At 38.2% G+C, this 21,105-nt stretch carries 18 protein-coding genes; 15 read left to right on the top strand and 3 right to left on the bottom strand.

What is annotated here, in order from left to right; all coding sequences use genetic code 11:
• The first annotated feature begins 61 nt into the window (after positions 1 to 61).
• The 8 genes from KBP50_RS15185 to KBP50_RS15150 all read left to right on the top strand — a co-directional run bounded on the left by KBP50_RS15185 (position 62) and on the right by KBP50_RS15150 (position 7,193).
• The gene (locus tag KBP50_RS15185; RefSeq protein ID WP_050351300.1) at positions 62 to 367 is read left to right on the top strand and encodes a hypothetical protein; all 306 of its coding nucleotides are present in this window, start codon (positions 62 to 64) and stop codon (positions 365 to 367) included.
• A gap of 107 nt (positions 368 to 474) precedes the next feature.
• Positions 475 to 1,044 (top strand): biotin transporter BioY, encoded by a 570-nt coding sequence (locus KBP50_RS15180; protein ID WP_050351299.1) that lies wholly within the window; start codon positions 475 to 477, stop codon positions 1,042 to 1,044.
• 769 nt (positions 1,045 to 1,813) lie between these two features.
• Complete coding sequence (locus KBP50_RS15175; RefSeq protein WP_050351298.1) at positions 1,814 to 2,065, top strand: hypothetical protein; 252 nt, start codon at positions 1,814 to 1,816, stop codon at positions 2,063 to 2,065.
• 517 nt (positions 2,066 to 2,582) lie between these two features.
• Positions 2,583 to 2,885, top strand: a complete 303-nt coding sequence (locus KBP50_RS15170; RefSeq protein WP_050351297.1) for a metal-sensing transcriptional repressor — start codon at positions 2,583 to 2,585, stop codon at positions 2,883 to 2,885.
• 15 nt (positions 2,886 to 2,900) lie between these two features.
• Positions 2,901 to 5,285: a heavy metal translocating P-type ATPase gene (locus KBP50_RS15165; RefSeq protein ID WP_050351296.1), complete on the top strand. Its 2,385-nt coding sequence runs from the start codon at positions 2,901 to 2,903 to the stop codon at positions 5,283 to 5,285.
• A gap of 227 nt (positions 5,286 to 5,512) precedes the next feature.
• Positions 5,513 to 5,719 carry a copper chaperone CopZ gene (copZ, locus tag KBP50_RS15160; RefSeq protein ID WP_050351295.1) on the top strand — a complete coding sequence of 69 codons (207 nt, stop codon included), beginning with the start codon at positions 5,513 to 5,515 and terminating at the stop codon, positions 5,717 to 5,719.
• An 835-nt stretch (positions 5,720 to 6,554) separates the two neighbouring features.
• A complete protein-coding gene (locus KBP50_RS15155) occupies positions 6,555 to 6,752 on the top strand; it encodes a cold shock domain-containing protein (RefSeq protein ID WP_050351294.1) in 198 nt (65 codons plus the stop codon).
• Between the two features lie 240 nt (positions 6,753 to 6,992).
• A complete protein-coding gene (locus tag KBP50_RS15150; RefSeq protein ID WP_050351293.1) occupies positions 6,993 to 7,193 on the top strand; it encodes an alpha/beta-type small acid-soluble spore protein in 201 nt (66 codons plus the stop codon).
• 521 nt (positions 7,194 to 7,714) lie between these two features.
• On the opposite strand, the gene KBP50_RS15145 is transcribed toward KBP50_RS15150, so the two are convergent.
• The gene (locus KBP50_RS15145) at positions 7,715 to 8,122 is read right to left on the bottom strand and encodes a secondary thiamine-phosphate synthase enzyme YjbQ (RefSeq protein WP_050351292.1); all 408 of its coding nucleotides are present in this window, start codon (positions 8,120 to 8,122) and stop codon (positions 7,715 to 7,717) included.
• A gap of 551 nt (positions 8,123 to 8,673) precedes the next feature.
• Between KBP50_RS15145 and KBP50_RS15140 the strand changes: the two genes are divergently transcribed.
• Positions 8,674 to 9,465 carry a sulfite exporter TauE/SafE family protein gene (locus KBP50_RS15140; RefSeq protein ID WP_236691395.1) on the top strand — a complete coding sequence of 264 codons (792 nt, stop codon included), beginning with the start codon at positions 8,674 to 8,676 and terminating at the stop codon, positions 9,463 to 9,465.
• Between the two features lie 433 nt (positions 9,466 to 9,898).
• Here the strand turns inward: KBP50_RS15140 and KBP50_RS15135 are convergent, their stop codons facing one another.
• Positions 9,899 to 10,984, bottom strand: coding sequence for a C40 family peptidase (locus KBP50_RS15135; RefSeq protein ID WP_050351291.1), 1,086 nt, complete (start codon positions 10,982 to 10,984; stop codon positions 9,899 to 9,901).
• A gap of 1,830 nt (positions 10,985 to 12,814) precedes the next feature.
• Here KBP50_RS15135 and KBP50_RS15130 point away from each other — a divergent pair.
• From KBP50_RS15130 to KBP50_RS15120, 3 genes are all read left to right on the top strand, one after another.
• A complete protein-coding gene (locus tag KBP50_RS15130) occupies positions 12,815 to 13,579 on the top strand; it encodes a YveK family protein (protein WP_050351290.1) in 765 nt (254 codons plus the stop codon).
• Positions 13,554 to 14,252: a CpsD/CapB family tyrosine-protein kinase gene (locus tag KBP50_RS15125; protein WP_128743369.1), complete on the top strand. Its 699-nt coding sequence runs from the start codon at positions 13,554 to 13,556 to the stop codon at positions 14,250 to 14,252. Before KBP50_RS15130 ends, KBP50_RS15125 begins: the two co-directional genes overlap by 26 nt.
• A gap of 195 nt (positions 14,253 to 14,447) precedes the next feature.
• Complete coding sequence (locus KBP50_RS15120) at positions 14,448 to 15,215, top strand: tyrosine-protein phosphatase (protein ID WP_050351289.1); 768 nt, start codon at positions 14,448 to 14,450, stop codon at positions 15,213 to 15,215.
• A 203-nt stretch (positions 15,216 to 15,418) separates the two neighbouring features.
• Here the strand turns inward: KBP50_RS15120 and KBP50_RS15115 are convergent, their stop codons facing one another.
• Positions 15,419 to 16,609, bottom strand: a complete 1,191-nt coding sequence (locus tag KBP50_RS15115) for an ISL3 family transposase (protein ID WP_050349589.1) — start codon at positions 16,607 to 16,609, stop codon at positions 15,419 to 15,421.
• A 539-nt stretch (positions 16,610 to 17,148) separates the two neighbouring features.
• Here KBP50_RS15115 and KBP50_RS15110 point away from each other — a divergent pair.
• The 3 genes from KBP50_RS15110 to galU all read left to right on the top strand — a co-directional run bounded on the left by KBP50_RS15110 (position 17,149) and on the right by galU (position 21,093).
• On the top strand, positions 17,149 to 17,820 hold the full coding sequence (locus KBP50_RS15110) for a response regulator (RefSeq protein WP_050351287.1): 672 nt from the start codon (positions 17,149 to 17,151) through the stop codon (positions 17,818 to 17,820).
• A 540-nt stretch (positions 17,821 to 18,360) separates the two neighbouring features.
• Complete coding sequence (locus KBP50_RS15105) at positions 18,361 to 20,190, top strand: polysaccharide biosynthesis protein (RefSeq protein ID WP_050351286.1); 1,830 nt, start codon at positions 18,361 to 18,363, stop codon at positions 20,188 to 20,190.
• 21 nt (positions 20,191 to 20,211) lie between these two features.
• Positions 20,212 to 21,093: a UTP--glucose-1-phosphate uridylyltransferase GalU gene (gene galU / locus KBP50_RS15100; protein ID WP_050351285.1), complete on the top strand. Its 882-nt coding sequence runs from the start codon at positions 20,212 to 20,214 to the stop codon at positions 21,091 to 21,093.
• Positions 21,094 to 21,105 lie beyond the last annotated feature (12 nt).

Genomic DNA, 21,105 nt, shown 5'->3' with positions numbered 1-21,105 from the left:
GCTCACGAACGCAAAGAATAGCGCCGTGGCATCATGTATTATACCGGCCTTATTCAGGGATATGCGTTTTAAGCCTGTCGTTTACACTTCCAATTTTGTGATTGCGCTAATATTCATTGCAGGAATTAGATTTAGTTTAACTGCTTTATTATTATTTCGGATAAATGCTACACAAGAAATTGTTGATGAAAAACACTTAGGGACGGAAATTAGTTTTCAAATGTTTGACGGCCTAGCACTTTTGCTAGCATTGTATACTATTTTTACTATTGAACAGCTAGGAGCTGAAATTTCAGTAACAATTGTTGGGTTAAGTATTTTTGGTGTTTCCGTTCTAAGGCTATTAAAAAAAGAAGAAGAACATTAGATTGAAATTCGTTAACTATTAAAAAAAACGGTTGACAAAAGGCCTGTTTCCAACTACAATCCAATCATAATACATAGTAAATAGTTTTAGAAGGAGTCGTCATTAAAATGGATCAGCAAAACAAAAAACTTCGTCTGATACTTAATAGCGCACTATTTGCAGCACTTACAGCGATTTTGGCGCAAATAGATATTCCATTACCACTTATTCCGATCAGTGGACAAACCTTAGCGGTCGGTATTACAGCAACTATCCTAGGTAGTAAGCAAGGAGCATTAGCTATGATCTGTTACGCTGTAATTGGAGCTGTGGGCGCACCTGTATTTGCGGGCTTTAGCGGAGGCGCCCATGTGTTAGTTGGTCCTTCGGGCGGATATGTTTTTGGATTTATTGTTACTGCTTACGTTACAGGATGGATCTTAGAGAAAACCAGTTTCCGGTTAGCAAATGCTTTGATCGCCAATATAGTAGGAATGGTGATCACATTAGCATTTGGGACAGTTCAGTTGAAGTTTATTTTAGACTATACTTGGAATGCTGCTTTTTTAGCGGGAGTCTACCCGTTTATTGCAGTCGGAATTATCAAAGCTGTATTAGCCAGCTGGATAGGTATTGCAGTTCGCAAACGCCTCGTACAAGCTAATTTAATTTTGGAAACGAAGCAAAAAGTAGCGTGAGTTCGGCACGTTATTCTATAGGGGAGACCTCGAAAACCAAGAAGACTTGCTAGGGGGATTGCGTAGCCTTAATCTTGAATTGAGTAGTCGCAAGCACCCTTCTCGACCACGAGCAAGTTTCCCCGAACCTCGGGCGACTTCATCCGCAAAATGAGCAAGTCGCGCCGAAATCCGAGCGACCTCACTCCAAAAACGAGCAAGATTCTCCGACCCCGGGCGAACACATCCGCCAAACGAGCATTTTCACCAACACAAAACAAGCAATTCCACTTATAAATGGTACGATTGTCCTTACTTACAATACAAACCATAGGATTGGGCAAGTGATTTAGCATTTCGAGTGAGTATATCTTAATTCTAATAATTAACTCTGCAAATCCGAGTTGTCTGGACCCTTGATTTGTGCGAACTCTAACAATCTTGGTCCTTATACCTCCATAAGAAAGCGTTAACTTTCTTTGACAATTGCATAAAAAGAATTGCAAATTGTTGTATTCCATGTAAAAGTTGATGATAGCATGGAAGCAAAGGGGAAGGTCAAAACGTCCTGCAAATCCGAATGTTATGGAGGAGTATGTTATAATTTTGTTCAAGCAATATCGCGGATTGTTGGAAAAATACTTGATTACAACTGCTTGAACGATTTAGTTAAAAATCTGCCTTATATAAAAGATATCTTGTTTTATGCATAAAATGTAAGAAATCCTTATAAACATTCGTTTTGACAAAGATAATTTTGACAATATCTGTATGGAAATGGGGGAGTTTTATGAATATTGCCTTAATCCTTTTTTTACTGTTACTATTTATTGTTGCACTAGGTGGGACGTTGTACGTTTTTAAACAAGAAGAAAAAAAGATGAAACAATATGAGACAGAAGGAGATACTGCAAAAAGTGAATTGCAGCGTTCTATGGAGTATGAAACGAAATCTCTGAAATCAAACGTACCTATTCTAATTTGGATATACTCGGTGACTATTCTAATAGCGTTAATCGCATTTTTTGTATACGCATTTTAATGAGGTTTCATAGTAACAAAATATCTTAATATTCAAGTACAGAACCTTTTTGGCAGATTATTGCTGGAAAGGTTTTTTCCAATAGCAAATTAAGATGTGTTCAGGAATATTTCCAATTAAAGTAAATGATACTACCATTACGGTGCGCAACTTTTTGGCTTTGGTGCGCGACTTCCCGGTTGCGGTGCACGACTTTCTCGCTTTGGTGTGTAACTTTCAGGCTGCGGTGCTCAACTTTCTCACTTCGATGCACGACCTTTCGATCCAAAAAAGATCAATGGAGCTATTATAATTTCATTTCCGAAAGAAACCTCCTCCGAAGAGCAAACGATAAATGCTCCCCTTCACTCCAGTTATAGCAAATCATCTTTCTCAGTAAACGAGAACGTAGTCGTTATACATAAAATCTTCACGCCGCATAGTTATAAATTTTTTGAGCAAACCTATTGCATAAAATACTAAAGGGGGGTATAGTATAATTGTAAGTAAACAAATTACAGTAGGAGCTGATATATAGATGACAACACAAAAGCCAGAGCATCCTGTAACTCCTAGAACAAAGGATGAAATTTCAGCAATTACAAATCGGCTGAAAAGAATTGAAGGGCAGGTTCGCGGCATTCAAAAAATGGTGGAAGAGGATAGATATTGTATTGATATTTTGGTGCAAATTAGTGCGATTAATGCAGCATTAAAAAAAGTTGGCTTCTCCATTGCGGAAAGGCATACGAAGCATTGTGTTTCTCATGCGGTACAATCTGGGCACGGGGAGGATGCGATTGATGAATTAATGGAAGTACTGAAACAACTTTCCAAGTAAAAGAGGTGAAAGGCGATGCAAGAGAAAGAACATGTAACTCTTGGTGTTACAGGGATGACCTGTGCTGCGTGTTCCAACCGAATTGAAAAGGTATTAAATAAGATGGACGGAGTAGAAGCGCAGGTGAATTTAACAACGGAAAAAGCTAATTTAGATTTCGACCCGGAAAAAGTTTCCCTGGAAGCTATTACTGAAAAGATCGGGAAGCTAGGTTATGGTGTGGAAACAGAAAAGGTCGAATACGATATTACCGGCATGACTTGTGCTGCATGTTCCAATCGAATCGAAAAAGTACTCTCCAAGCAGCAAGGTGTGACGCAAGCGACAGTTAATTTAGCCAATGAAACGGCAGTTATCGAGTACCAGCCATCATTGGTGGGAGAAGATAAATTTATTGGTTTGATTGAAAAGTTGGGTTACCATGCACAACCAAAGGCTAATAAAGAAGAAAAGCAATCCAATAAAGAAAAGCAAATCCAACGTATGAAAACGAAACTCATTATATCGGCAATCTTATCGATACCTCTATTGGTAACGATGCTCGATCATTTATTTGGACTTAGCCTCCCACATATCTTTATGAACCCTTGGTTTCAATTTGCTCTAGCTACACCGGTACAATTCATTATTGGTTGGCAATTTTATGAAGGAGCCTATAAAAACCTCCGCAATAAAGCAGCCAATATGGATGTACTCGTAGCATTAGGTACGAGTGCGGCTTATTTTTATAGCTTATATGAAGCAATTAAAACAATCGGCAATCCTGGTTATGCACCACATCTTTATTTTGAGACGAGTGCGATTTTAATTACACTTATCTTGTTTGGTAAATATTTAGAAACAAAGGCAAAAAGCAAAACAACGCAAGCTATTTCTAAACTATTGAATTTACAGGCAAAACAAGCGCGCGTTATCCGAAATGGTGAAGAAATGATGATTCCGGTAGAAGAAGTTATTCGTGGTGACCGGCTCATTGTAAAACCAGGAGAAAAAATACCCGTAGATGGTGTCGTAGTCAAAGGACGTACTGCTGTAGATGAATCGATGCTTACTGGTGAATCATTACCAGTGGAAAAGGACTTAGAAGATACGGTTATTGGTGCAACGATGAATAAGAATGGAACGATTGAAATGGAAGCTACAAAAGTAGGCAAGGACACTGCTTTAGCCTCCATTGTAAAAGTGGTAGAAGATGCACAAGGTTCAAAAGCTCCAATCCAACGCTTGGCAGATGTTATTTCTGGCTACTTCGTTCCAATTGTTGTCGGAATTGCCATTCTCACATTCATTATTTGGATTTCTTTTGTAACTCCGGGTGAATTGGAATCCGCATTAGTTGCCTCTATCGCTGTACTAGTGATAGCCTGTCCATGTGCCCTTGGCTTGGCTACCCCGACATCAATTATGGTTGGTACAGGTAAAGCAGCAGAGCAAGGGATTTTGTTTAAAGGCGGTGAACACTTAGAACGCACGCACCAATTAGAGGCTATTATTTTTGATAAAACCGGAACGATTACGAAAGGAAAGCCAGAAGTAACCGACTTCACTGGCAATGATGATGTCTTACAATTAGTAGCAAGTGCAGAAAAGAGTTCCGAACATCCGTTAGCAGAAGCAATTGTTGCTAATGCGGTAGAAAAAGACTTGGAACTACTCGATACAGAAGATTTTGAGGCAATACCAGGTCACGGTATTTCTGCCAAAATAAATGGAAAAACAATTCTTGTAGGAACAAGGTCGCTAATGGACCAGCACAACATTGCATATCAAAATGAAGAAGCAGCGATGCAATCCTTTGAAGCAAATGGGAAGACGGCAATGCTTATTGCAGTAGATGGTACGTTCAAAGGTATTATTGCTGTTGCCGATACGGTAAAGGAAACCGCCAAAGAAGCAATTAGCCAGTTGAAAAATGAAGGCTTAGAAGTCATTATGCTAACAGGTGATAATGAACGAACTGCCAACGCCATCGCCAAGCAAGTTGGCATTGATCACGTCATAGCACAAGTTTTACCAGAGGAAAAAGCGGATAAAGTAAAAATGATACAGGAAATGGGCAAGCATGTGGCGATGGTCGGTGATGGAATTAACGATGCTCCAGCATTAGCTGTTGCCGACATTGGTATCGCGATAGGAACAGGAACGGAAGTAGCCATTGAAGCTGCTGATGTAACGATCTTAGGTGGCGAGCTGCTACTCATTCCAAAAGCAATTAAAGCGAGTCATGCAACGATCAAAAATATCCGCCAAAACTTATTTTGGGCATTTGCCTACAACACAGCGGGCATTCCGATCGCAGCGATTGGTTTACTCGCACCATGGATAGCCGGTGCAGCGATGGCATTTAGCTCGGTAAGTGTTGTATCAAATTCCCTACGCTTAAAACGGGTAAAGCTATAGAGATTTAAATATTAAAAAAACTTACTTGCTCTATAAGCTTTTATCTATAAATATTTCAATCATAGCCTGTTCAAACAGCTGGTTAAGAGCGAAAAAGTTCCGCAGTAGTGTTGAGGTAAGCTGCATATGCGAATTAATAAGCAGAAATAACCAAAATATAAGCTGCAGTATATTATTTAACCAGACTGTTTGTACAGTCTAAAAAAGGATGAAAGGAGATATCTTATATGCAAACAACATTAGATGTCAGAGGGATGACTTGTGGTCATTGTGAACAATCAGTCAAAGGAGCGCTTGAAGCATTACCTGGCGTTACTGGAGTAGAGGTGCATTTAAATACAGGTAAAGTGGATGTAACCTATGATGAAGCAAAAACCAATATTCAAGCAATGCGCGAAGCGATTGAAGAACAAGGCTACGATGTCGTTGCATAAGCTGTTTAAGTAAATTCACTTTCTTAGGCGCTGTCTTTTTCTCCAGAAATGGAAGGAAGGGGCAGTGCCTGTTTTATTATAGAATAATCAATAAACTATATGCGTAAATGGTTTCTAAACAATGAAATATGGGGGTAATAAGTTCGAATGCGCTTTTTTTTAACGATTGCTTAAGTTTGTTTAGTTAAAGCTTCATTTGGAATGATAATTTATAAGCTCCTATATAAACTGGACAATAAAATTGCACCTCCAATGTGGAGCGAAGCATAAATTTTACTGCAATAAGTCGATTGGTTTTGGCAAAGATACTTCAGTACAGCTAAAGGTGAGCATACATATGAATGGGAGGCATAAATATAAGTGAGTTTACAATTTCTGGAGCAACTTGAGTGAAGTTATGTAGGTTCTGCTATGATGAAGGGTTTCAAAGGGGTCATTAACGTTAGCATCTATATCTAATTGACGTATAGTAATTTAATTGCAACATTTAAAAATGGATGGATAGTAGATAAATTCTAAGATGTTGCTATGAAGGCTACCTAAAACCCCAACGTAATCCTTTCTATATCCGTCCTGAAGGCTTGGAATATTCGCTGTAACCTTGATCAGTTAAGGTATATTTTTGATTGAAATTTCGAAAAAAATTAACCAATGGAAAAAAATGTTGCAAATTATAGTTGTATACACTTGCATTTTCTTTCAGAAAAGGGTAAAGTTAAAGGTGCAAAAGGAAATTGAAGTTTGAATAATACTTTACGATCTCTTTATCAAAGTGGTGTAAAAGTATTTATGATTCAATTACTTTGCACGATATTTGAATAAGGAGGTCATTTTAATGACTGGTAAAGTAAAATGGTTTAATGCAGAAAAAGGATTCGGTTTCATCGAGCGTGAAGACGGAGACGACGTATTCGTTCACTTCTCAGCTATCCAAGCTGACGGTTTCAAAACGCTTGAAGAAGGTCAAGACGTTGAATTCGAAATCGTAGAAGGTAACCGCGGACCACAAGCAGCAAACGTTACTCGTCTATAATAATAAACAAAAAGGGCTTATCTCGTTAATGAGATAAGCTCTTTTACGTTTATAGAGGTGGGATTTTTTCATGTATGAGGGGAACTTATAAATTTTAATCAAAGCAAATATTTTACACATACTAACATGAATCGCTAAACATCCTTATATTGTTAGGAGTATTTATTTTAAAAACACAGATAATAAAGCTGAACAGTATATCCACTGTTCTACTACTTTCCCATTAGGAGTGTTATTCGTATGGCTCGACAAAACCGTAACCAGTTAGAAGTGCCAGGTGCAAGGAATGCTGTTGACTCCTTAAAATATGAGATCGCCAATGAATTTAATGTCGATCTCGGAGCTGACACAACTGCACGAGAGAATGGATCCGTGGGTGGCGAGATGGTGAAGCGAATGATAAAAATCGCAGAACAGGATCTTGCAAATAGACAAAAGTAGTAAATGAAAGGGAGCGTGTGCAGCTGCGCGCTCCTTTATAACATATGGGCGGATCGTACTTTTATATATAACTGGTGGAGTCGCAGTGTTCAGTTTATTATTGGCAGTTTTTTTTCGAGAAACACTTTGGATTTTATTAATTATTATGATACTTCTCGTTTTGTTGGTGTGGTGCGCTATCCGGTATATACTCAATTAGCTAATGATATATTCCATCGAATGTAAGCGACTACCATTTCGTTATTATCAATTATTGATTCTATTTGTGATTTGGTTGTTTTTAGCAGTATAGTGGGCATTGCGGCTTTTGGCTTTCAAACGATATTCCTAGTGGTTGCAGCTTTTGCATTTATAGGTAGCTTATTGCCAATACGTCCTGTGACGATGCGGAAAAAAGAACAAAAAAATATAAATATGCCACTAAAAAAGCATCACCTGGTACATTAGTTAAAAGGTTGCAATAGATATTACTTGTTATCTAAATTGTCGCTCATCCCAATCCAGTTTTCCCTTCCATAAAATTAATTCTCCTCTGGAATAATAATGGCATGAAACTTTCGCTTGCGTGGACCATCAAATTCACAAAAATAAACGCCTTGCCACGTACCTAATACAAGCTTGCCATCTTGGATAATAAGTGTTTGTGCATGACCTATGGTGCTTGTTTTTAAATGTGCAGCCGTATTTCCCTCAAAATGTCTATCCTTTTGGTGCTCCCACGGATATACATCTTCCAATCGCATGAGCATATCTGTTTTAACATCAGGGTCAGCATTTTCGTTCACCGTAATTCCAGCAGTTGTATGCATAGAAGATACGACAATTATTCCTCCAATAATTTCTAGCTCCTGAATCCATTCTTCTAGTTGACCTGTGATGTCGATCATATCTGAGTGTTGATTCGTTTGAAGTGAAAATGTTTTTTGCATCATTTAAACGTCCTTTCCGATTTTAGTAGGTGTTCCCGTATTAATAGAGGTTGTCAAGACAGAAAACAGCGAAATGCACTCCACTTTTGGCTCCTCATTATCTTCTAGTTTTTCCCCCTACTAATACGTATTATATCGATAACCTAATGTTTAAGAAATCAAACAGGAGGAGATTAGACTTACGCAAAACAACTTTTATCGGATTTTCATATTGTTGTGCTAAAATAATGGTTGTCGGGCTTCGTGAAAAATTTCCCTATATTATATTTGCATATTTGTGTGGAATGCTGTCTAACTTCTGGAGAAATACTGGGAATTTAGCTACTCCATATGTAACTGGCAGTAAGATTTGCTTTTCTCCCCCACGAGATGAAACCTAGGAGGATAGGCTGAGAATTTAATGAAGTCGATTCCGATTTTGAACCTCTTACAATCTGTAGGTGAAAGAAAATCTCCTCTAGTTGAAATTTCGCTTCTACGAGAAATTTTTGCGTACTCGATCCTATTGGACAATCCATACATATCTGCTTGACAACAGGATAGAAAGCGAGTTGATCTCCATTTTTGTAGCTTATTTTTTGATTGGCCTAGTTGCCTGTACGGTCGGAGCGATGGCTGGTTTAGGTGGAGGTATTATTATCAAGCCTTTATTGGACATGTTAGGACATTACGATTTATCAACCATTGGTGTTTTGTCAGCCGCAACGGTCTTTTCCATGGCGGTTGTTTCTTTAATAAAAGCACGAAATTCTAATCTGGGTATAGACCGGGGGAACAGTTTTTTTATTGCAATCGGCTCTATTATAGGGGGCTTTACTGGAAAGGGGATCTTCAATCATTTTGTTGTTAATTCTGGTATGTCCACGATCATAGGTATCTTTCAATCAGCTTTATTATCTGGCTTGTTAATTATTATTTATGTATTTATGAGGTATAATCATAGGATAAAAACCTATCATGTGCAAAACCGCTTTGTCATTTTATGTGTAGGTCTTGTTCTTGGATTGCTGTCAGCGTTTTTAGGTATTGGCGGCGGTCCACTAAATGTAGCTGTATTAGTATTTATTTTTTCCATGAATACAAAGGATGCTAGTATTAATTCCATTTTCATTATCTTTTTTTCACAGTTATCTTCATTAATTTTAGTAGCCACTTCCACTGGGTTTGCGCCATATGATTTATCTATGGCTTGGTTCATGATCCCGGGCGGTATGTTGGGAGGGATTATTGGAACTAATTTAGTCAGCAATATATCGAATAGATGGGTTGAACGTATCTTCAATGGAACACTGCTAATGATTATCCTGATAACGCTATATAATATTGTCATTCAGTTGATATAAGGACTTTGAAAACTAGTTATTTATTAGAAAAGATTAGGCAAACAGTAAAAAGTGCTTGCCTCGGCAGAATCAAGTTGGCTACTCCAGTTAACCATCCCAAAACCAAATAATTTGACCTTTTAATTGATTCATTCGTCCTTCGCTTCATTCTTACCCGCCTCTGCTTTGAGTTAGCACATTTCCCCTGCTCCGCCCCCTTTAATTGATCAAGTAATCCTCAAAAATTTCATGCGTGAACCCTTTCATTCGAACAAGCGCTGGACTTCGCGCCTGTTTCTGTTACATTCTCTTGTTCATTAAGCCACAGCCCCCTCACATAAGGGATGAATTAAAATCGAACATCGCTCCATGTGATAATAGGAAGACTCCACATCCATACATAATAAAAAGCTTTGCAAAGATGACCTTTGCAAAGCTTCCTTATAATTATTTATTAATAAAACCGTTTAAAACTATCGAAATGTTTCTTCCAGTAAGAGTTACTTAGATTGCTAATTTCGACGCCATTCGATCCGGCATGAATAAAGTTTCCGTTACCCAGGTACACGCCTAGATGTGAAATTCCTGGACGGTAGGTACCTGCGAAGAAGACGAGGTCGCCTACTTTTGGATTATTGATATGATAAGAACGGTTGTAGTAGCCGGTACTTGATGTTCGCCCCATGCTTTTGCCGCCTTTATTGTAGACGTAGTGAATGAAGCCGCTGCAGTCGAAGCCTGAAGGGGATGATCCACCCCAAACATAAGGTACACCTTGGAAGCTTTTTGCAGTGCTAACGACTTTGTTCACGTTAAAGTCAACGTTGGCATTTCCAGTAGAACCGCTCCCTCTATTGCCGCCCGAACTATTGGAACCGCCACTGCTTCCGTTCTTTCCGATGCTAAGTTTTTGACCGACCACAATTAAATCGGAACGTAGGTTGTTCCAGCGCTTTAAGTTAGAAACCGAAACTTTGTATTTTGCTGCAATTCCAGAGAGTGTGTCACCAGACTTTACGACATATGTCTTTGATGAGCTACCCGATCCATTCGAACCACTTGAGCTACTACCAGAGCCAGAATTACTTGAACCAGTGGATCCGTTCTTACTAACCACAAAGACATTGCCAGGGAAGATTAAGGTGGAATTAAGGTTATTCCATTTCATGAGATCGCGTATGGATATATTGTGCTTGAAGGCAATTCCACTTAAAGTGTCTCCTCGTTTTACAGTGTATGTACTAGCTTTGCTGTTAGAGCCGCGATTGGAACTGCTGGAATTAGAATTGGAACTGTTAGATCCAGATGAATTTCCGCTTTTGGTTGTTTGAATGATTTGGTTTGGGAAGATTAAGTCGCTGGACAAATTATTAATGGACTTCAGTTTTGATACACTTGTGTTATATTTCTGGGCAATTGTCCACAAAGAGTCACCACTTTTTACTTTATACGAAGCGGCTTCTGCCTCTTCTGCGGCGAAAAGTGCTGACGCAATTGCTACTCCTGCTGTTACAGACATTAAGACTTTTTTCTTAGTCATTAAATAATCCTCCTTATTTATTTTGAAATATTTTTCGACTGTTCTTTAGACGTTTGTCAAAAAGTTCACTCAAAATGAGCTTTGAGTTTCTTCGTTGGCTTGTTCAACTTGTCCTAGAATTGAGAACGATAGATTAAGCTTTTAAGAGGTTGTTCAAAATATCCTAAAAACTGAAGTATTGCTGCTTCTACTTGACTTGTCCTTCGTTCCCTGAAAAAGATAATTGTTTCCTCCGTGAGCATGAACTTTAAATAAACCTATACTATTGCTCATGTATTTGTATTACATGAACTCCTACTAAAACCGCCTACGTACTGGCGGACGTAAAAGTCAGTACATCCTGTACAAGAGCGCGCTATACGAATCTTCACTAATTTGAATTCAGACGCACAAGACATGCTAGAGTCGGCGTAGCAACAGGACAAGAAAAGCTACGACAGCAATACATCGCACACATAAAAAAGTGTTTCTTTTTCAAGGACGTGTGAGACCTTAGATGACCTGTCCTTTTTACTCTTTTTTGCAAGTGGTGGAGAGGGGAATTATGATATACAAAGTTCCCTTAAAAAAAGTAAATAAACCACTATTTAGCATCCATGTGTAGTAACGCATATAGTATTTAGTTAAAGAAATAGTTTTTTTGGGTGCTAACCTAAAAAATAGTTCAATAATACTAGTGTTAAATAACCATAAACTAGCTTTAAAACGCAGCCTAGTTCATTTTGATATATTTTTGTTTCAAGCTAAATAATACTGCCGACCTAACCTCTTAATCTGACGAATTTCTTGGTTTATGGCATGTAGGCACTATAACGGAGGTGGTTGTTTTCTGTTATTCTCTATTGTTTCTCTCATTCAAACCAACTCACTTTGAACAAACTAAAGAACTAGTCGTAAAGTTCCGATTTAATCTAATATCGGTCCTTTGTCCCTAAATTTAAAGCTATTATTCAAAAAAACAGCAAAAAGTTATCAGGTCTTTAGTCTGTTTAGTTGTGGAAGAGTAAAATAACAAGAGAATGTAAGTCTTACCGTACTTTAATAACGCCTTAACTAGCTATCCTATTAGAGTTTTTAAGGCGTTCTTACTAAACAGTTTTTATCTCACATTGATGCGCATTAGACGCTAATGGAGAGCAAATAAAGAAGTCAAATTGACTAACATAACCTAGATGAGCAATTCATTCAGGTCAATATAGGAGATTGATGGTCATAAAGAGTTGCGTCAGGACAATCAAGAACTATGGAAGTAACGCCTTACATGGATTGGCCTCTTTTCAAAAGCTTGTGCTCTTACGCTTGATGTTGGGGTTGAGCATGAAAAAGTTACCCTTATAGAATTTTCACTTTAATAGATTGATTTTTCCATATGACTGAATTTATCGGAGATACTTCATGATTAGCAAGAATATGCATATATTACAAATTGACAGTCAACATATACTAAACAAATCCAATATTCTTCAAAATGTCTCAGAAATAGATATTATTGTTAAGATTCACGACTGAAAATTATTTTCAGCTAAAAATAGTTCCCTAACACCTGACCTGAAATTTTACGTTGTTACTTCATCTTTTCTAGCAAATAGTTGCTCATACGGGAAGTTACTTGTTGATAAGTTTTGTGAAAATTTTCGAATGATTTGTAAGAGATTTGTAACTAGAATGTAATATAATAGTGTTTTCGTTTAAATGGCCTACTTTTTACCTAATTACGTTCATTAATTTCATAAATTTACCATCAATTTATTGTCGTTTTATGTTATAATTCAATACTAGGTTATAAGCTAAGTTAATAATGCTAGTTAAATAGAAAATGGAGGTAACTTTATGGAAGAGACGATTTCCTTAAAGGAGATATTTGCTGTCTTAAAAAAGCGTATAAAGCTTATTTTGGCATGTATATTTGGCGCTGCAGTTATTGCTGCTATTGTTAGCTACTTTGTGTTGACGCCAACGTATGAAGCCAATTCTTCCTTTATCGTTAACCAAAGTCAGCAAGATTCTCAAACGCAGTACAATGTCGATGAAATACGAACGAATGTGGAACTCATTAATACATATAATGTCATTATTAAAAGTGCGCGCATACTAAATCAGGTTGTAGACGAGCTTAATTTAGATATGACTAGTGATGAGCTGGCAGAAAAAATTCAGGTGTCCAGTGAGGAGCAATCACAGGTTGTAACGGTAACAGCCACCGATTCAAGCCCTGAGCTAGCTGTTGAGATGGCGAACACAACTGTTACTACGTTTCAAAATGAAATTCCTGAATTAATGAATGTCGATAACGTAAACATTTTATCCGAAGCTGAACTCGAACCAAACCCGTCCCCAGTTTCACCGAATTCAATGCTAAATATAGCCATTGCTATCGTGCTTGGTGCGATGATTGGTGTTGGTATCGCATTTCTACTGGAATATTTGGATAATACTATTACGAGCGAAGAGGATGTAGAGAAACAACTTGGAACTCCAGTGCTTGGCACGATCTCTTCCATCCAGGAAAAGGATATTAGTGAACAGCAATTTCGACCACAACCAAGCAATCAGGAAAGGGGGACTCATCATGTTGAGCAGAAAAAATCCGTCTAGGCCTGGAACGAAAATGCGTCATTTAATCGCCAAATTGAATCCGAAATCCCCTATTTCCGAACAATATCGTACCATTCGTACGAACATTGATTTTGCATCTGTGGATAAAGAAATTCGCACGTTGCTCGTTACTTCTTCTGGTCCAGGAGAAGGTAAATCCATGACGGCTGCTAACTTAGCAGTTGTGTACGCACAACAAGGAAAAAAAGTGTTACTCATAGATGCTGACTTACGTAAACCGACAGTACATTATACGTTTCGAATTGATAATTTACGGGGGCTTAGTAACCTTTTAGTTGGGGAAAATTCATTGGAACAGGTTGTGCAACAAAGTGACGTCGATTATTTGGACGTTATGTCTTGCGGTCCAATTCCACCTAACCCATCTGAATTACTAGCTTCCAAAAAAATGGAACAACTGCTGGAGACATTAAAAGCTACTTACGACATCGTTATTTTTGATACGCCGCCAGTTTTAGCAGTGACCGATGCACAGATTTTGGCTAATATTGTAGACGGATCAATACTTGTAGTTAGGAGCAAGCATACAGAAATCGAAGGGGCACAAAAAGCTGTCGAATCATTGAAACCAGCCAGAGCAAAATTGCTAGGGACAGTATTAAACGGTCGCGAGAAGAAACAGTCCAATTATTATTACTATTACGGAGCTTAATAAGCGGAACTCCTTATTCTTTGGGATAAGGAGTTTCCTAAATACGGATGCAAGTATATTTTCTCGGTTAAAAGTCACCCGAATATGTTAAAATTTTAAAGGTTTCATATTATGAAGTGCACGCCAAATGATTGTTTGGTATAATTTAACTAATTATAAGAGTGAATGGGCAAGAAAAATTAGGATGTGAATGCAGTGATAGATATTCATAGTCATATATTACCTGGTATTGATGACGGTGCGAAAAATGAAGAACAAAGTCTAAAAATGGCGAAAGCAGCTATAGAACAAGGAATACATACAATCATTGCGACACCGCATCATCAAAATGGTGCTTTCAATAATTTTCGTTGGGAAATTGAAAATAATGTGGAGATTCTAAACGATTTCTTTAAACGAGAAGGAGTTCCGCTTACGGTTTTGCCTGGTCAAGAAACACGTATTTATGGTGAGATGGTAGAAGGTCTTAGGCAAAATGAACTGCTCCCACTGAATTATAGCAAGTATGTGTTTGTGGAATTTCCTTCTGATTCCGTACCACGGTATACTACGCAGCTGTTATTCGATATTCAAGTGGAGGGTTATACGCCTATTATTGTGCATCCGGAAAGGAACCGATCACTATTAGAGCACCCGAATTTATTATATGAATTGGTGTCTAAGGGAGCTCTTACACAAGTAACAGCAGGTAGTGTAGTAGGTAAATTTGGAAAAGACATCCAAAAATTTACGACGCAAATCATTGAAGCAAACTTAACACATTTTGTTGCTTCAGATGCACATAATACTACTTCAAGAGCCTTTTATCTGCAGGAAGCCTATGAAGATATAAAGAAGAATTTTGGCAGTGACTATTTCTATATGTTTTTAGAAAATAGCAATCTACTAGTTGATAATGACCATGTTAATTGCTTGGAGCCGCTACGGGTTAAACAGAAAAAGAAATTTCTTGGGTTATTCTAAGCTTGTGCCCTTATACATCAGATCAAACGACCTAATTTAGCATTCAGACGTAGACTGAAACGTAATTGCACAAGATTTTCAGGTATGGGATATAGTTTTGCTGTAGTTCTTATACCGTATTCGATACAGGTACTGGAATAAAATAGGTTCTTTGTCAAATGTGGTGGTGGAAATTACTCTCCACCATCTCTTTTTAGTTAGTGTTAAATTAATTTGTTAACCTCTTGTTGCCATAGTATTTTATTCTTTAATCTTGAAAAATTTTTAATGCCATAGGACTTACGTTTTAACACCTTTATCTTGTTGTTTATCCCTTCTATATATCCATTGTTAAAAGGATACATAAATGATTGGAGGATTTCTGTCTTCCATCGCTGAAACGTATGATAAACACGTTGAAATGAATCCATACCTGATTCTTTTAATGTCTGCATACATGCTTCTAATCCAGCTTTAGCTGTATCCTTATCGCTTTCCTTAAACCATTGATCTAACTTATTCTTAAGTGCATAGGCTTTTTGTAATCTGGGATCAATATCAAGAAGCTTTTGTACCTTTTCTGACTCTTCTTCATCCAGTTTATATACCGATTTCCATAACAGTTTTTTACTACGTTTCATCTGGATACGTGGCTTTTTATCCAAATCCCTCTGAACTTCTCGGCGTACTTCATCCAGTGCCCAATATACTTGCCTCATATAGTGAAATCGATCGGCAATAATCAATGGATTGCCTAATGCTTTTTGTACAGCTTGTTTAAAGGATTTTGACAAATCCATAACGACGATTTGGACTTTACTCGTATCACGGGATTGTAAATACTCTTTTATGGTATCTACTTTTCTGTCCGGTAAAATATCGATGATTTCTTTGTTCTCCACATCTGCAATGACTGTTTGAAACCTCTCTCCTCCTGCATCTCCTTTAAACTCATCAATAGCTATAGCACGTGGTAGAACCTTCTTTGTTTGCAGGGGATGACGATCAAACAAACGGATTAATCGATTCGTTGTCATACCAGATAAACGGGCTGCATCCGTAAATGAACCGATTGCCGAGTAAGTTCGTGCGCTCATTTGTAATGAATTGGTGCACCTTTGATACCGATCCACCATTTGTAAATGTTCATAAAAGGTATGGTGGCAATGGGTACATAGATATCTTCTTTTTCGCAGAGAAATTTTCACGGATGTATGGGATAGATTTGACCCTTGAATCAACTGTTTTCGGTAGCTGTGCACTCGCTTTGTTTTCGCTTTACAGGATGGACATGTTTGCTTTTTAACTTTCGTATAAAGCTCTACCAACCATGTCGCGGGTTCTTCTTTTATATCCCATACTTCTACTTGTTTATCTTTTATCCCCAATAAATCTATGATAAGATGATATTGCACTCTTTCCCTCTCCTTTACCTTTTGTGTCTGCAACTCAAGGTTATCAAAAGAGAGGGGAGTGAGTGTATTTTTTTGCATCTTTCTGTGCATTGGCACAATAAGGAGTACCACCACATTTAGTATAGAGCCATAAAATATTAAGTTGTGTTATTAGAAGATGGAGTCAGACATACCAATTGAACAATGTTAAAAACATCTTCTTGGTGTTTTATCCATAATATATGGTGACAAAAAACCGCTTTGCGGAGCATTAGTAGATACAAAAAAGTTAAATGTGAGAGATTTGGACCTGAATTGTGATTCGTTTAAGGGCTTTTAGGTCTACAGTAGAAATGAAAAATCCTCGATTGCTGTTTTTCTCAATGTATCAACCAAAAAGGGTTGTTGAGGAATCTAGTCTGCCAAATGCCATAGCTGCACCTACGTAGCAATGGCATTTTAAATCACTTTCTTTGGGTACGTTTGCACAGGCAACATGAGGGTGTGGCACTCACAGCTGTGTCAAGACGGTTCACTTAACTAGTGAGGGGGGATGTGCATTGATACGCATTATGATAGTGGATGACCAACAGCTTTTTATAGATGGAATGGAAGCATTATTAATGCAGGAGCAAGATATGCAAGTCGTGTCAACGGCAACGAATGGAAAGGCAAGTATCCTTCACTTTAAAGAGTGTCGACCGAATTTGGTTTTAATTGACATCCATATGCCACATACAGACGCGATCAAGCTCATTTTGCACATGAAAGAGGCGCAGCCAGATGTGAAAATTCTCGTGCTCACCTCCTTTACAGATGAAGATTTGATTGTAGCTGCTATTTATGCAGGTGCAGATGGATTTGTACTAAAAAACTTACACGGAGATCATCTGGTTGCTTGCATGCGCTCGGTTATGCGCGGTGAAGTTGTCTTTGCTGGTGAAGTTGCGCAAATTTTGGCTAAACGTATTTTAGAGCGTAAGCTTGATAAACGAGAATTGCTTGATGAAGCGTTTAAGCATTTGGGAATTCATCTTTCTAAGCGAGAACTTGATATTGCCTACTTGTTAGCGGAGGGATTTTCTAATAAAGATATAGCACAACGTCTTTACTTAAGTGAAGGGACGGTAAAGAATTATATCAGCAATATTTATCAAACGTTTCAAATAAATAATCGCAAGCAATTAATGGCCTATTTTAAAGAGTTGCTAGAAAAAAAGCCAGTCACATAATTGATGAAGCGTTTTCGAGGCATAATAGTTGATTTGAAGCGCTTTACATCTATTATAATTTCATCTTTTATGACTTTTATTTGTAGAAGTAACTAAAATTATGACTAGGTATATAGTATGATGAGAATGTGCTTAGTGGATTCCTTCCCAAAAAAACGTAAAATTGTAGGTAGCAGATGAATTATAAGTTGTTCATTATCATACGCATACACATCGAATAATCGCTATCCGATTAAACAGCATAAAACCGTGCTGTTTTTAAAAACGTTTTGCTGTACTGGCTGTTTTTAAGAAAATCCTTAGTTTATATACGCAGATATACATGATTCGTATCTTTTATATAGTTTGGCCATGTTTAGAACTAAACAATATTTTTAAAATGTCGATATAAAAACATTACTAGACAAATAACTTGAGTTTTTTAGGGATGAGAATTTTTATAAGAATATAGCCGTACAAGAACCATTACAAAAAACGCCTAAGAAGTCATCTCCAAAACTTTAATCACAACAATGTAATCAGACAGGAAGGAGCATTCATATGGGGTACAAATCCAGGCTGGGTCTGTTAATTTTGTTAGACTCGGTAATCGTCACGACAGCCATTTTTATTGCGTCGTGGGTCGTATACCCTTATACATCTGTTGTCAGCATGGACGCAATCGTTATTAGCGCAATAGCACTTCTAGTCTTTCATCATGTGTTTGCGTACATATTTAAGCTGTACAACAAAGTATGGGCCTATGCCAGCGTTGGTGAATTAATTGCCATCGTGCAGGCTGTAACGTTTTCTGTTATTGGAGCAGCTATTGTGCAATACATAGCCAATGATTTCAGTCTTTACAAGCGAGCACTGCTCGTTACATGGATGTTACATATTATATTTATTGGTGGTTCACGATTTATATGGCGCATTTTACGCGACCGATACATAAAAGATGACCGTGACCATAAACGGACACTTATCGTAGGTGCTGGGGCAGCGGGTGCGATGATTGCTCGACAATTACGTGATCAGAGCCAAGAAGCAGAGCTTTGTCCAGTTGCGTTTGTCGATGATGATTTAACGAAACAAAAAATGCAATTATATAATATTCCTGTAAAAGGAAGGGTGCGGGATATTCCACAAATCGTTGGTGATATGGGGATAGAATATATCGTTATTGCGATCCCGTCGCTTCGTAATGGTCAATTGAAGAAAATTGTCGACTTTTGTAATCAAACAAATGCAAAAGTGCAAATGATCCCGAAACTTGAAGATTTAATGACCGGTAAAGTTACCGTCAGCAGCTTGAAAAATATTGAAGTCGAGGACCTATTGGGACGCGAACCCGTGGAACTTGATATTCATGCGATTTCTAAATATGTGACCGACCAAACGGTTATGGTTACTGGTGCAGGTGGGTCAATCGGTTCCGAAATATGCCGGCAAGTTATGAAATTTTCTCCAAGCAAAATTATTTTAGTAGGTCATGGTGAATTCAGCATTTATTCGATTGATATGGAATTACGTGGGAAATATCGTGACGCAGGCATTGAAATTATCCCGGTTATCGGCGATGTTCAGGATCGTGACCGCATGTTTGAGATTATGGAGATGTACAAACCCCGTATTGTCTATCATGCAGCAGCCCACAAGCATGTCCCATTAATGGAACAGAACCCACATGAAGCAGTAAAAAATAATATTATCGGTACCAAGAATGTCGCGGAGGCTGCTGATACATTTGGTATACATACATTCGTATTAGTATCGACGGATAAGGCGGTCAACCCGACAAATGTCATGGGAGCTACAAAGCGCATTGCGGAAATGGTTATCCAAGATTTATCGGCACGTAGTAAGACGAAGTTCACCGCTGTTCGATTCGGAAACGTATTAGGAAGCAGAGGCAGTGTTATTCCGCTTTTTAGAAAACAAATTGCCGATGGCGGTCCAGTTACTGTGACTGATCCAAAGATGACTCGCTATTTTATGACGATACCGGAAGCTTCCCGTCTTGTTATTCAGGCTGGAACTCTAGCTAAAGGCGGCGAAATTTTCGTCCTTGATATGGGTGAGCCTGTAAAAATCGTTGACCTAGCAAAAAATTTGATCAAGCTATCCGGCTATACGGAAGAAGAAATTCCAATTGAATTTACTGGTATCCGACCGGGTGAGAAAATGTACGAGGAACTGCTTGGTGAAGATGAAGTGCACTCCGATGCGGTTTATGAAAAGATATATGTCGGCAAAACGTCCGAAGTCGACCAAGACGTGATCAACGGAATGATCGAAACGTTTGAAAGCTATACACGCAAAGATTTAAAAGATGCACTCATGGAAATAGTCTATATGGAACATGCATATGTAACAGTGAAAGGCTCGTAATATAAGAAGGGGGATTTATTCATGCGTACAATTAAAAAAGCAATTATTCCAGCTGCAGGATTAGGAACGAGATTCCTACCAGCAACAAAAGCAATGCCAAAAGAAATGCTGCCAATTGTTGATAAGCCAACGATTCAATATATCGTTGAAGAAGCTGTCCAATCAGGTATTGAAGACATTATTATTGTTACTGGAAAAGGAAAACGCGCGATTGAGGATCATTTTGATAACAATTTTGAACTGGAAGATAACTTGATAAAAAAGGAGAAGTTTGATTTACTGGAAAAGGTAAAGCATCCTTCCAAGGTCGATATTCATTATATTCGTCAAAAAGAACCAAAAGGATTAGGTCACGCCGTTTGGTGTGCCCGCAAATTTATTGGCAACGAACCGTTTGCTGTTTTACTTGGCGACGATATCGTCCAAGCTGATACACCTGGTCTTCGCCAGTTGATCGATCAATTTGAAGAAACCCAATCTTCTGTTGTCGGTGTACAGCAAGTACCTGATAGCGAAACGCACCGCTACGGGATTGTTGATCCAAATACGATTGAAGGACGTCGCTACCAAGTGGATCACTTTGTCGAAAAACCGAAGCAAGGAACAGCACCATCGAACTTAGCGATCATGGGGCGTTACGTGTTAACACCGGAAATTTTCACCTTCCTTGATAAACAGGAAATCGGTGCGGGCGGAGAAATTCAATTAACCGATGCGATTCAAAAGTTAAATGAAGTGCAAAACGTCTACGCGTATGATTTTGAGGGGAAACGCTATGATGTTGGTGAGAAGCTAGGCTTTGTGAAGACGACCATTGACCTAGCGTTGGAAAATGAAGAGATACGGGAAGAACTGTTGAAGTATTTAGTGGAGAAAGTGAAAAAGGAGAAGGCATCAGTTTAAAACAGAAGGGTA

Source organism: Virgibacillus pantothenticus (genome assembly GCF_018075365.1).
Classification (GTDB): domain Bacteria; phylum Bacillota; class Bacilli; order Bacillales; family Amphibacillaceae; genus Virgibacillus; species Virgibacillus pantothenticus.
This window is presented reverse-complemented; position numbering and strand designations above follow the sequence as displayed.